The organism is Planococcus rifietoensis (genome assembly GCF_001465795.2).
Lineage (GTDB): Bacteria > Bacillota > Bacilli > Bacillales_A > Planococcaceae > Planococcus > Planococcus rifietoensis.
Map to the genome: position 1 here is coordinate 1518399 of NZ_CP013659.2, position 12346 is coordinate 1530744.

The window sequence follows — 12346 nt, forward strand, 5'->3', positions numbered from 1 at the left end:
GGAGAATTCCCGGTAGCCTGAACAGCTTGCTGCTCATTGAGCGGCAAGTTTTTTATATAGCTGGATTAATTGTGTTTTTTCCTCTTCCATAAGCGCAGACTCGCCAATTCGTTCGACCGCCAACTCCAGCTTTTCTTCCACTGATTTACGGACGCGCGGATGGGTCAGTTCGTCGTTCAGTTCCACGCGTATGCTTGTCTCCAACTCGTCTTGCGTCGTGATGCGCTGCACCCCTTGCCGGTCCGGCCATAATCGTTTATACGCCTCGATCATGGCATTACCAACTCTTCAAGATTTTCACCGATCAGCACAATCTGGTTGCGCAGCTTCATGTATTCTGGCAGCCACTGCACCATGCCGTAAGCGTATTGGAAAGAATGCGGATAGCTATGGCCTGAGAGCGTAAGATAGCCTTTGATGCGATAGACCGTATCCGGCAAATTGCGCAGCCATTCTTCAAACGCTTCGCGCTCGATTGGCTCATCAAATGAAACGATCTTCGTCTGCAGATTCAATTTTGACACCGGTGCTTGTTCGACCGGCCCGCGCTGTGCAGGGCTCACGGATTCGAGCAATTTCAAAGGCACTTTGGCATGGACCGTCTGAACGATGCGCGCCGTCGGATTGATTTGCTGGATCTCAAAAATAGCTTGGCTTTGTTCCGATTCGCTCAGCAAATCCGTTTTATTCGCCAATAATAAATCGGCGTGGCGGATTTGCTCGATGAACAGCGAGCGGATTTGCGGAGACAATTGCTGGCGCTCTAAAAAGCGTTTGCTGTCTGCCACGGTGACAATGCCGCGGAAATTCAAGCGCTCCGCAAACAAAGGCGAGAAAATCGCGTCGAGCGCCTCGACGGGATGCGCCGCGCCTGTCGTTTCGATCAGCAAGACATCGAATTCAGACTCTGCGAGCAAAGTCTGAATTTGTGCTTCCGATTTTTCCGAGCCGCTGCAGCAAATGCAGCCATCCAGGATTTCCTTAAGCGGCACCCCGTCCCCGACTTCTTCCGAATCGAAATTCATCGATCCGAGTTCATTCATGAATACGGCCGGCTTCAAGCCTTTTTCCTTAAATTCCATAATCATCTTTTTCAGCAAGGTCGTTTTCCCGCTGCCGAGAAATCCGCTGAACAAATACACATCAACCATCAACTCACCCTTTCTCTCATTATGCAAGAAAAGGCCCGCCGGAAGCGGGCCTTTTCAACAAACTTATTCTTCTGTGTCGGCTTCTTCATCAGCCGGTTCTTCCGTTGTTAAGCCAGCCTGCTCCATCAGGATATCTGTTGCTTCCTGTAGCTGTGGATCTTCCGTATTGATCTTTTCGCGCAATTGGTCCATGACCGCATACGTCGTGTCTTCGGTCAATACACCGTCCGCTTCCAGATCGTTCGCTTCCTGGAACTCAGTTACGGCCTGCTCCATCTCTTCTTCGAACACGCCGTCGATTTCGCCGACTTCATAACCGAGTGCATCCAGCATTTTCTCTGCCGTTTGTACTTGTTCGGATATGCTGCCGTCTTTCAATTCGACTGACGGATCGAGGAACGGCAAGGACGCATATTCTGGATATGGAACCACTTCGTCCGGCTCGATGCCTTCTTCGTGGATCCAATTGCCATCTGGCGTCAGCCATTTAGCTGTCGTGAACTTCAAGTTCGAGCCATCCGAAAGGTCATTCGCTGTTTGGACGGTCCCTTTCCCGAAGGTTTTCTCTCCGACCAAGGTAACATCCGCGGATTCGCTCATCGCTCCTGCCAAAATCTCAGAAGCTGATGCACTGCCTCCATCGATCAATAATGTGACTGGGATATCCAGTTTGTCGCCGCCTGTAGCGAGATACACTTCAGGCTCTTCGCCTTTTGCCTGCACTTCGAACATTTCCTTGCCTTCTTCAATAAAGAGGTTGGAAATATCGAGTGCCGTATTCAACAAACCGCCTGGATTCTGGCGCACATCAAGGACTGCTGCTTCCATGCCTTGTTCTTCCATTTCAGCAATGGCTTCCTGCAGTTCATCGTAAGTATTCTCAGAGAAACTTGTAATATTGATGTGGGCGACTTTGTCATTGACCATTTCCGCATACACCGTTTCGATCGGAATCTCGTCGCGGACGATCGTGATTTCGATCGGGTCAGCATTTTCGCCGCGCTGGATCGTCAAGGTCACTTCGGTTCCTTTTTCGCCGCGGATCAACATGACCGCTTCGGTCGTAGAAAACCCTTGTATGCTTTCGCCATCAACTTCCAATATCTGATCATTTGGCAAGACGCCCGCTTTTTCAGCTGGCGAGTTCTTAATCGGTGAAACCACCGTTACATAGCCATTGCGCTCTTGGACTTCTGCGCCGATTCCTTCAAAGCTGGAGGAAATGCCTTCCATAAACTGGGCAGCTTCGTTTTCATCCATATAATCGGAATACGGGTCGCCAAGTGCGTCCACCATGCCGTTGATGGCACCGTTGATCAAGTCTTCCTGTTCTACTTCCTCAAAATACTGTGCTTCTATTTGATCGTAAGCAGAATATAATTTCTGGAATTCCTGGCGCTCAGGGCTGTTCACTTCCACTGCTTTATCTTCTCCGAAAGTTAAAGCGAAAACGGTGATGCCCGCTGTCGCGATAATCAAGAAAAAGACGAGCATGATGAAATAGAAGGTCTTCATTCGAATAAAATGCGACTTTGGTTCCTCTGCCGCCTGCGCTTCGGGTTGCTGTTCTTCGCCCGGTCGCTTTTCGTCCATATGTTTCACCACTTTCTTCATTCACCTGACAGCAAGTTTCAAAAATTCTCCGAAACTTGGCGGGGTTAAAAGAAAAAGACTGCCTCGACAGTCTTTTTTCCTGTTAGTCTTGGATCGCTGCGTCCAATGCCACAACAATCATATCATTGAAAGTTGTTTGGCGCTCTTCTGCAGAAGTTACTTCACCAGTCAACAGATGGTCGCTGACTGTCAAGATCGATAGTGCTTTGCGGCCGAATTTCGCTGCTAGCGTGTACAATGCGGAAGATTCCATTTCCAAGCCAAGAATTCCGTATTGTGCCCATTTTTCGTGCTCTGCGTGCTCGTTGTAGAAGACGTCTTCAGTGAAAACGTTCCCGACGCGCAAGTTCAAGCCTTTTTCCTGCCCGGCTGCATAGGCCTTTTGCAGAAGATCGAAGTTGGCAATCGGCGCATACGAGATGCCGTTGAAGATGATGTCGTTCATTTTCGAATCTGTTGAAGCTGCTTGTGCAAGGATGACATCGCGCACTTTAACGTCTTTATGGATCGAGCCGCAAGTACCGACGCGGATCAATTTCTGCACGTCATATTCTTGCATCAATTCCGTCACATAGATCGAGATCGACGGGACACCCATGCCCGTTCCTTGAACGGAAATGCGTTTGCCTTTGTATGTACCCGTATAGCCGAACATATTGCGGACTTCGTTATACAATGTTACGTCTTCTAGGAATGTTTCCGCGATGTACTTCGCGCGAAGCGGGTCTCCAGGAAGCAGAATAGTATCGGCGATATCGCCTTTTTTAGCATTAATGTGGACACTCATCATAAAACCTCACTTTATTTTAGTCGATTTAATCATACTGTTTTTTTTAGACAAGTGCAATGAAGAGCCTCAACCTGCCTCGTATTCTTCCCACATCCGGTCGAATGTGGAAGCTTGGAGAACTGGATGCGCTTTCTCTTCGACATATTGTGAGATTTCCTGAAAATCCGTACTCATTTTCGGAAAGCTGTGGTCCAAAAACATTGCCTCGGCAAATTGGGAATATTCATCCTGTATAAGCTTGCCGCGGTATTTCAATGCAAATTGATAAAACGAGCGCTCCATGAGAGGCTCCTCCTTTCAGCAAAAAGCCCGGACCGGAGTCCAGGCTGCCTTATTATTCAAATAGCCGCAAATACTCGCTATAACCTTGTTGTTCCAATTGGTCTTTCGGAACAAAACGCAATGCTGCGGAGTTGATGCAATAGCGCAAGCCGCCGAGTTCAGATGGCCCGTCCGGGAATAAATGGCCGAGATGTGAATCGGCTGAAGCAGAACGCACTTCAGTCCGTCTCATGCCATGGCTTGTATCGAAGCTTTCTTTGACTTCTTCACCTTCGATCGGCTTGGCAAAACTCGGCCAGCCGCAATGTGCATCGAATTTGTCTTTCGAGCTGAACAAGGGTTTGCCTGAGACAATGTCGACATAGATGCCTTCTTCAAAATGCTGGTCGAATTCGCCCTGGAACGGCGGTTCAGTGCCGTTTTCTTGCGTGACATGATATTGCATCGGCGTCAATTTCGCTTTCAAATCGTCTTTCATTTCGATTCCCCCCAATGGTTTTGGATAAATGCCTTGCGACCGGATCCTGTCGCATAGCGGTTATAATGCGTTGGGTTTTTCTCGTAATAATCCTGGTGATACGTTTCGGCTGGATAAAATTCCTTCGCCGGTAAAATATCCGTTGCGATCGGTTTAGTGAACTTGCCCGACTGCTCTAATTGCTGTTTGGAGGCTTCAGCTGCAATCCGCTGCTCTTCCGTATGGTAATAAATAGCGGTTTTATAAGAATCGCCGCGGTCGAAAAACTGGCCGCCCGCATCGGTCGGGTCGATCTGGGACCAATACACTTCTAGCAGTTGCTCATAAGGGTAAAGCTCCGGCTGGAATGTGATTTCAACAGCTTCCCGATGGCCGGTCATGTTCGTGCAGACTTGCTCATAGGTCGGATTCGGCAAATCGCCGCCTGTATAGCCACTGACCACCGCTTCGATGCCTTCGAGCGAATCAAAAGGCTGTACCATGCACCAAAAACAGCCGCCGGCAAATGTCGCTTTTTCTGTCTTCATCTTACTCCTCCTCACATTATGGCTGAATCGTTACTAAAAGACGGATGTCGTCTTCTTCAAGGTCGAACGATGTTGCGCGTACTGAAACGCCGCCGTTGATGGGAATTTCGGTGAGATTCAACACGACTTCCTCTTCTTTCGGCAGTACTTCCATAAATTCTGGAAGATCCACGGAGTCTCGAAGCAATTTTAACGCTGATTCCGGGGGTATGTCGAGCCGTCCGACTTCGACCGAACGCTGTTCCAACAGCAAATTGCCATCCGGCAGCACGACCGGGTCGAATGTCAAGAGGATCGGCAAGGTCACCCCGAAGACCGTCAACTCGGTCGACAAGCTGACATTATCGGTCACCGACAGGCGCAAGGGCATCGGCTGGCCTTCCATCGCATCAGCGATATACGTATTCGCAATGCCTTCAAAATCGGCTTTGGTCGTATTGACGACGACTGTATTGCCTTCAGGCGGCGGGCTGCTTTCCGCTTGGTAAGTCTTAAAATTATCGGATGGTGTTGTAATGAACAGGAAAAATCCAATGACGGCAATAAGGTTCAACACCAATAGCACGAAAAAGGCAAAACGCCATTTTTTCATCTTTTTTCACCTCCTATCCTTGGAAGCTGATTCCGCATTGCCCCATTCTTTCAGATACCCGCTCAGCCATCAGGTCATAGCCTTTGCTGTTCGGGTGGAAGAAATCGGTATGATATACCAAATTTTCGTTGCCGACGAATAAATCGCTGACGGGCACGAAACAGGCATGCGGATCGTCTTCCACTGTCTCTTGCATGACTCCATTATAGGAGGCGATAATTTGATCGAATTCCTCCACTTCATCCGTCACCAGTGAAAACGGATTGTACAGGCCGACGACGATGAGCGGCGCGGATGGATTCAACGAGCGGATGGATGCATAGATGGTCTCGAAGCGGTTCTGGTAAAGAATTAACTCTTCGGTGAACGCATCGATATTCAGCGAAAACAAATCCCGTTTGACGATGCGCATGACGTCGTTGCCGCCAATCGTCATGAAAATATAATCCGAAGCGAGCAGCGGACCGGACAGCTTGCCTTGCTGGAACAGCGCCAATAATTGGTCGCTTCTTCTGCCGCGCTTCGCCGTGTTTTCAAGGGCGATGCCTTCCACCCCCGGCCATTCCGCCATTTCGAGCGCCAGACGGCCGGCATAGCCCCCACGGTTCTCCGTATCGCCCACGCCTTGTGACAAAGAATCGCCAAGGGCCGTGATGATGACAGTTTGCGGGATGAAGTTTGGCGGGACCGTGTAAGGGGTGAATTCCACCGGCAAGCGCGGCGCCGCTTCTTCTTTACCGAAATTGAACGTTGAAGCACATCCCGCAAGCACAATCGATAAAGCGATGACAATATACAGGATGCGTTTCACGTCCGTCTCTCCTTTATGATTCTTTTAATTTACTCCGTGTAATACATGAACCCGATGGCGCCAATTCCCGTATGCGTGGAAATGACCGGAGTCGTGAAATCATAGCGTACGGCGGTAAAGCCGGTTTCCTTGATTTTTTCGCGCAGCGGCTCGGCCATCGACTGACCGTTTGCCTGGGCGATGCCGACACCTTTGACCACTTTGCCTTTTGTGCGTTCAGCAAAATCTTTCACCAAATAATCGACCACTTGCTTATGGCTGCGCATTTTGGCGACAGGGGTGTATTCGCCGTCGTCAAGCGAAGCAATCGGCTTGATCTTTAAGAACGATCCGATCATCGCACGGCCTTTGCCGATGCGTCCTCCTTTGACTAAATTATCGAGCGTATCGACTACGACATACAGTTTCGTATTGCGCCGCACTTGCTCCACGCGTTCGACGATTTCCTGGACCGTTTTGCCTTGCTTCGCCATGTCTGCAGCTTCGAATACCTGGAACGTCAAGGCATGGGAAATATAACGGGAGTCGATGACGGTAACATCAGAATCGGTCAATTCCGCAGCGGTGCGCGCAGATTCCACGGTGCCGCTCATGCCGCCGGTCATATGGATGGAAATGATTTGGCTTCCATCCTTTCCGAGTTCGTCATACAGCTCTTTAAAGACGCCTGGCGCCGGCTGGGAGCTCTTCGGGAATTCCTCTGAATTCTTCATCAGTTCAAGAAAAGCTTCCGGTTCCAAATCGACACGGTCGAGATAGGTCTTGCCCCCGATCTGGATCGACAACGGCACGACGTGAAGCCCGTAAGCTTCTATTTCTTCTGCTTTCAAATCAGCAGTCGAATCCGTTACAATGTGAATTTTCGACATTCGATCACTTCCATTTCATCTGCTTATAGGGTGTTAATGGGATTAACTTTTCACACAAACGATCTACTGAACATCAGCCAACGCTTGTTCAATGCGGCTTCTGACCAACTGCGCCGCTTTCACGCCCGCAGCGTCCAGCTCTTGTGGAGTTAAGGGTTCAAGCACTTGAACCTTTACACGGGCCGGGCGGATTTGGTTATTGTTGTTCTCCATGATGCGCGATGTGCCTTCGATGGCGATCGGCACAACCGGCACGCCAGCTTCTTTCGCGATGCGCATGAATCCTGCTTTAAACTCCTTGAGCCCCTGGCCTTTACTTCTCGTGCCTTCCGGGAAAATCAGGATGGAATGGCCTTCGTGAAGCTTCCCGATGGTATCAGTGATGGATTTGAACGCGCTTCGGCGATCGGTGCGGTCAAGGAATACGCAATTCATCTCTTCCATATAAGACGGGATGATCGGAAATTTCCTTACTTCTTCTTTGGAAATAAAGCCGAACGGTTTCGGGATCGACGACAACAGCACCGGGATGTCGAAATTGCCTTCGTGGTTGCTGACAAATAACACGGGCCCTTCCGGTAAATAATCGAGCCCGCTCACTTCGACCTGGCTGCCCGTCCGCTTCATAATGCCAGACGCCCATTTCTGGGGTTCGCTATGGATCAGCTTGCTGTATTCCTCTTGGCTCATGCCCGTTTTGCGCTTTTTGAACTTCGCCAGATTAGCAGCAGCAATCGGCAAATAGCCGAATAGATAAGAAAATGTACGGGCGGACTTAATCACCTGACTCTCCCCCTGCGTTTCGTTCGTACACCAAATACGAATACGGGATGCCGTTCGAGTGTTGGCGTTCAGACTCCGATACTAGCTTCCATTCCCTTCCGTATTCAGGGAAAAACGTATCTCCCTCGAACGACTGGTGGACCAGTGTAATATACAGCCTGTCGGCGATCGGCAAGGCTTCACGGAAAATCTGCTCACCGCCGATGATCATCACTTCCTCGTGTTGCTCTTTGGCCAATTCGATTGCATCTTCCAGGTTATGGGTGATGTCGGCGCCTTGTACCGTGTAGTCCGTGTTGCGCGTCACAACGACATTGCGCCGCTTCGGCAAAGGGCGGCCAATCGACTCGAAGGTATTGCGCCCCATTACCATGCCTTTTCCGAGGGTGTGTTTTTTAAAATATGCCAAATCTTCCGGAATATGCCACGGCAACTGGTTATTCTTGCCGATTACGTGATTCGGGTCATGCGCCACCATCAATGAAATCATAAGTTCTCCTCCTTGGCCGTTATACTGCAACAGGCGCTTTGATCCGCGGATGCGGGTCATAGCCCTCAATTTGAATGTCTTCCATGTCCATGTCGAACATCGATTTGCCTTCTGTTAAGTTCAAAGTCGGCAAAGCTTTCGGTTCTCTGCTCAACTGCTCCTGCACTTGTTCTAAATGGTTCACGTAAAGATGCGTATCGCCGGTCGTATGAATGAATTCACCAGGCTCGAGCCCGCATTCCTGCGCAACAAGATGCGTCAAAAGTGCGTAGGACGCAATATTGAACGGCACGCCGAGAAAGACGTCCGCGCTTCTTTGGTATAGCTGACACGACAATTTACCGTCTGCTACGTAAAACTGGAACATGATATGGCAAGGCGGAAGCGCCATATCATCGATGAATTCCGGATTCCATGCCGTTACCAAATGGCGGCGCGAGTCAGGATTGTTTTTGATCGATTCAACGACATTTTTTAACTGGTCAATCTGGCCGCCGTCAGTCGCTGCCCACGATCGCCATTGCTTGCCGTAAACCGGCCCCAAATCACCGTATTTTTTGGCAAACTCGTCATCTGCCAGTACTTTTTCCTGGAACAGCGTCATTTGCTTTTTGTACAGCTCCGCAAATTCCGGATCGCGCTGTGCCCGCCGGCCGAAATCATTCATCTCCGGCCCGTCGTATTCATCGCTTTCGACCCACTGGGCAAATGCCCACTCGTCCCAGATGTGGTTATTATCTTTCAATAAAGTTTGGACATTCGTGTCGCCTTTAATGAACCAAAGAAGTTCCGAGACGATCAGGCGAAACGCTGTTTTTTTGGTGGTCATGAGCGGGAAGCCCTCTGCCAGGTCAAAACGCATCTGATGCCCGAATACGCTGAGCGTCCCGGTCCCCGTACGGTCTTCTTTTTGGGCTCCTTGATCCAGAATATGTTCACACAACGCTAAATATTGTTTCATGCAATTCCCTCCATTATTAGTATCATCATAACAAAAACAACTCGAATAAGAAAAACTTTAAGAGTATCACATCTTAAGAAAGAAATGGGCGCATTAAAAAAAACCGTTATGGTGATAACGGTTTCAGGAAAGCCATTTAGGCGGTGTATTTTTTGACCAGTAGATGTCCCCGATGCTGATGTGACGCTGGTACTGATCGCTTGCCAAATGGTAATGGAAATTGAATGAATAGCCTTCAAGCGGTTTTTTCTCCGTCCGGACATGGAAGCGGATTTCATCTTGCCCGCTGTCCTTGTCATAGACGTGGAAAATTTTTTCGGCATGGTCGCCGGATGGTTTTTCGGAAATCGTCAAATTGCGCAATCTGTCTTTGCTGTATCCGGCCAGTTCCGTGTCGATCACGTCCTGGATCGTCGGCAAAATGCGCGTACGGAATTCCGAGTCGATCACCGGGCCGATGCGCGATCCGAATTTTATGTAGGACTGTTCTTCAGCGGCTTGGCGAAAATCGGCAAGAATTGAGTCTGCCGTCACATAATATTCTGCAGGATCGATCCATTCAAGCGTATACTCTTTTGTTTGCCCTTGGCTTGCATGTGTTTTTGGGCCATCCTCTTCATCGAGCAAGGATTCCCAAATCATATGGTTTGGCGTAATGGCTCCTAGCGTCAGAACCGTTACAGCAACCATCAAGGACTTCTGCCACCAACTCTTCACTAAACATCACCCTCAATTTTGAACATTTTGTCAAGATAGTTATAGTAATAAACGATTTTTAAGTGGAAAGGTTTCATCTTGTTCCATTTCATTGTACAATAAAGCGAGTAAGTACGCCTTGTTTTTTTCAAAAAGGAGGAATTTTCATGGACGCGTCATTATTGATTGGATTGGGTCTATTGTTTATGCTTGTGTATTTGACTTCGCTATCCTTTACAGACTAAAAAAATCTCCCGCTTTGGGAGATTTTTTTATTATGTCGAGAAAGGTAAGAAGCCGTATTTTCCGAAGCTTATCGCTCGCTTTCCGCGGGCGGGAATCGAGCGATAAGCTTCTCCAAACACTAAACCACATCATTGATTTTTGAATGCGGAAAAGATAATCTTTGTTTAATTTATAATGGATTTCAGACTTCTTCAACACTCCGAAAAAAATCTCCCGCTTTGGGAGATTTTTTTATTGGCTCTTATTCATTTGTATGACGCCGAAATGGAATTTCGTATTTGGGCGCACGCGCCGATTGAAGCCGAACGCCTCAAAATCAGTCGAGCGGAAATGCGCTTTCAAGACGACGCTTTTCCTTGCAACGCGCTTCGCTTCCTCTACCCATTCCTCCGTCAATTGCCCGTGGTCTGCATTGTTTCTAAGCGGCGCGAAGTTTGATGCTTCGGCAATCTGTTCCGTGAACATCGGATCCATATAAACGACATCGAAGGAATTATCATCAAGCCCTTTCAAATAATCGACTGCATTTTGAGAGGCGACTTGAATGCGCCTCATCGAATCGTGCAGTTTCGGCATATCCTGATAATTTTTCAAGCCTTCACGGATGATATGGGCGATGACCGGGTCGCTTTCACAGCCAATCACTCTTCCGGTGTCCCCAACGACAAGCGAAGCAATGAGCGCGTCACTCGCCATGCCGAGCGTGCAATCCAGATAGGCATCGCCTGCCTCAAGTCCAGACACTTCAACGAGTGGATCGTTTCCGAGCGGCCGCTTCGAGCGAAATGCCGCCGAATTGGGATGAAAAAAGAACGGCTCGCTTTGTCCGACTGGATAAAGTTCGAGCCGTTCTTTTTTGCAGACGATGACGTCCGCTGCTAGTTCTTCGTGCAGTTTGTAGACCGGCCGCTTATTGCGCTCGACTGCCTGCAGGCCAAGGAACTGTGCGGTCTCTTGTGCACGGCGCTTGGTCGCATCCGTCGGCCGGTAAGCGGTCGTGACGATCGTCTTCACTGCGCTGCTTCCTCGATCGCTTGTTTCACGGCATCACGCACTTGTTCCATCTCAAAGCCTTCGATTTCTTCGCGTGGAATAAAATGCGCAAGCTGCCCGTCTTTTACGACCGCGATTGAAGGAGACGATGGCGGCACTTCCTCAAAATACTGGCGCATCTGTGCTGTCGCTTCTTTGTCCTGTCCTGCAAATACTGTTACCAAATGGTCAGGTTTATGTTCAGCCAATTCCACCGCTTCGCGTACCGCTGGGCGTGCAAGTCCTGCGGCGCATCCGCAGATCGAGTTGATGATCACGAGGCTCACGCCTTGTGAATTGCTCATATGTTCGTTGACGTCTTCTGCCGTCGTCAGCTCCGTAAATCCGGATTCCGTCAGTTCTTTGCGCATTGGGACGACAATGCCTTTCATGTACTCATCGTATGCTTGCATGGTTTCGCCTACTTTCATAAGTTTGTGTTTTCGATTAATTTAAAGGAGGTGTTCACCGTTTACTATAACTTAGTTTAACGAACTTTTATATCTTGCCGTTTTAAATGTGGTTTTTTGTTAGTATTTAAGTACTCGGTTTCTTCTAAAATGTTAGTGAATCTACTCTTTGATTTTAACATGAGTCCATAAAAGTTAAGGTCTTCATACTTTCTTCAAAGTACGGATAACCTGATCAATCTAACGGACTGATATAATTTCATCAACACCCAATTTTGTTCAGATAGGGAATCATTGTAAACGATTATGCTATTGTGTAAATCTAGTTCAATGATTTTCCCTGTATGATAGTAGAACTGGAAATCTTTCCAGATTTGAATTTTAGCTTCGCATTTTTGCATCATTGCAATTTGTACATTTTCCTGCAACGAGTGCAAATGGAACTCATCTAATTCGGTTCTGACGATTTTGTTGTCCTCACCTTTCTATTCTCTTAGCATACCCCGAAGTTATAGCAGCATTCAAAAGTGCGTGTAGGTACTATAGTGATTCAAGCAGTATGAGACTACGCATTATATAATAACAAAGTCCCTCATTGCTGATTTTCACAGTCA

The 12346-nt window shown here is 48.5% G+C and carries 17 protein-coding genes; all 17 read right to left on the reverse strand.

The genetic code is table 11. The features are described 5' to 3' along the window. Positions 1 to 33 precede the first annotated feature (33 nt). Positions 34 to 273, reverse strand: coding sequence for a hypothetical protein (locus tag AUC31_RS07470; RefSeq protein ID WP_058380646.1), 240 nt, complete (start codon positions 271 to 273; stop codon positions 34 to 36). Then, positions 270 to 1151, reverse strand: a complete 882-nt coding sequence (locus AUC31_RS07475; protein WP_058380645.1) for a CobW family GTP-binding protein — start codon at positions 1149 to 1151, stop codon at positions 270 to 272. The genes AUC31_RS07470 and AUC31_RS07475 overlap by 4 nt, the downstream gene beginning before the upstream one ends. Before the next feature lie 63 nt (positions 1152 to 1214). Then, entirely contained in the window at positions 1215 to 2744 is a 1530-nt protein-coding gene (locus AUC31_RS07480) for a lmo1851 family serine protease (RefSeq protein ID WP_058383632.1), read from the reverse strand. 103 nt (positions 2745 to 2847) lie between these two features. After that, positions 2848 to 3552 carry a purine-nucleoside phosphorylase gene (gene deoD, locus AUC31_RS07485; protein ID WP_058380644.1) on the reverse strand — a complete coding sequence of 235 codons (705 nt, stop codon included), beginning with the start codon at positions 3550 to 3552 and terminating at the stop codon, positions 2848 to 2850. 69 nt (positions 3553 to 3621) lie between these two features. Further along, a complete protein-coding gene (locus tag AUC31_RS07490; RefSeq protein WP_058380643.1) occupies positions 3622 to 3837 on the reverse strand; it encodes a YozE family protein in 216 nt (71 codons plus the stop codon). A gap of 52 nt (positions 3838 to 3889) precedes the next feature. Then, the gene (gene msrB / locus AUC31_RS07495; RefSeq protein WP_058380642.1) at positions 3890 to 4315 is read right to left on the reverse strand and encodes a peptide-methionine (R)-S-oxide reductase MsrB; all 426 of its coding nucleotides are present in this window, start codon (positions 4313 to 4315) and stop codon (positions 3890 to 3892) included. Next, positions 4312 to 4842: a peptide-methionine (S)-S-oxide reductase MsrA gene (gene msrA, locus AUC31_RS07500; protein ID WP_058380641.1), complete on the reverse strand. Its 531-nt coding sequence runs from the start codon at positions 4840 to 4842 to the stop codon at positions 4312 to 4314. The genes msrB and msrA overlap by 4 nt, the downstream gene beginning before the upstream one ends. A 16-nt stretch (positions 4843 to 4858) precedes the next feature. After that, on the reverse strand, positions 4859 to 5434 hold the full coding sequence (locus AUC31_RS07505; RefSeq protein WP_058380640.1) for a YpmS family protein: 576 nt from the start codon (positions 5432 to 5434) through the stop codon (positions 4859 to 4861). A gap of 13 nt (positions 5435 to 5447) precedes the next feature. Beyond that, entirely contained in the window at positions 5448 to 6245 is a 798-nt protein-coding gene (locus AUC31_RS07510) for a GDSL-type esterase/lipase family protein (protein ID WP_058380639.1), read from the reverse strand. Positions 6246 to 6274: 29 nt separating this feature from the next. Next, a complete protein-coding gene (locus tag AUC31_RS07515; RefSeq protein WP_058380638.1) occupies positions 6275 to 7114 on the reverse strand; it encodes a DegV family protein in 840 nt (279 codons plus the stop codon). A 63-nt stretch (positions 7115 to 7177) separates the two neighbouring features. Beyond that, positions 7178 to 7897, reverse strand: a complete 720-nt coding sequence (locus AUC31_RS07520) for a lysophospholipid acyltransferase family protein (RefSeq protein ID WP_058380637.1) — start codon at positions 7895 to 7897, stop codon at positions 7178 to 7180. Then, complete coding sequence (locus tag AUC31_RS07525) at positions 7890 to 8387, reverse strand: dihydrofolate reductase (protein WP_058380636.1); 498 nt, start codon at positions 8385 to 8387, stop codon at positions 7890 to 7892. Before AUC31_RS07525 ends, AUC31_RS07520 begins: the two co-directional genes overlap by 8 nt. 19 nt (positions 8388 to 8406) lie before the next feature. Beyond that, complete coding sequence (locus AUC31_RS07530) at positions 8407 to 9348, reverse strand: thymidylate synthase (protein WP_058380635.1); 942 nt, start codon at positions 9346 to 9348, stop codon at positions 8407 to 8409. Between the two features lie 123 nt (positions 9349 to 9471). Further along, positions 9472 to 10065, reverse strand: coding sequence for a YpjP family protein (locus AUC31_RS07535; protein WP_058380634.1), 594 nt, complete (start codon positions 10063 to 10065; stop codon positions 9472 to 9474). Positions 10066 to 10521: 456 nt separating this feature from the next. Then, on the reverse strand, positions 10522 to 11304 hold the full coding sequence (locus tag AUC31_RS07540) for a class I SAM-dependent methyltransferase (RefSeq protein WP_058380633.1): 783 nt from the start codon (positions 11302 to 11304) through the stop codon (positions 10522 to 10524). Then, positions 11301 to 11735: a BrxA/BrxB family bacilliredoxin gene (locus AUC31_RS07545; protein ID WP_058380632.1), complete on the reverse strand. Its 435-nt coding sequence runs from the start codon at positions 11733 to 11735 to the stop codon at positions 11301 to 11303. Before AUC31_RS07545 ends, AUC31_RS07540 begins: the two co-directional genes overlap by 4 nt. Positions 11736 to 11947: 212 nt before the next feature. Beyond that, a complete protein-coding gene (locus AUC31_RS18015; protein ID WP_418054979.1) occupies positions 11948 to 12169 on the reverse strand; it encodes a hypothetical protein in 222 nt (73 codons plus the stop codon). Positions 12170 to 12346: the final 177 nt, after the last annotated feature.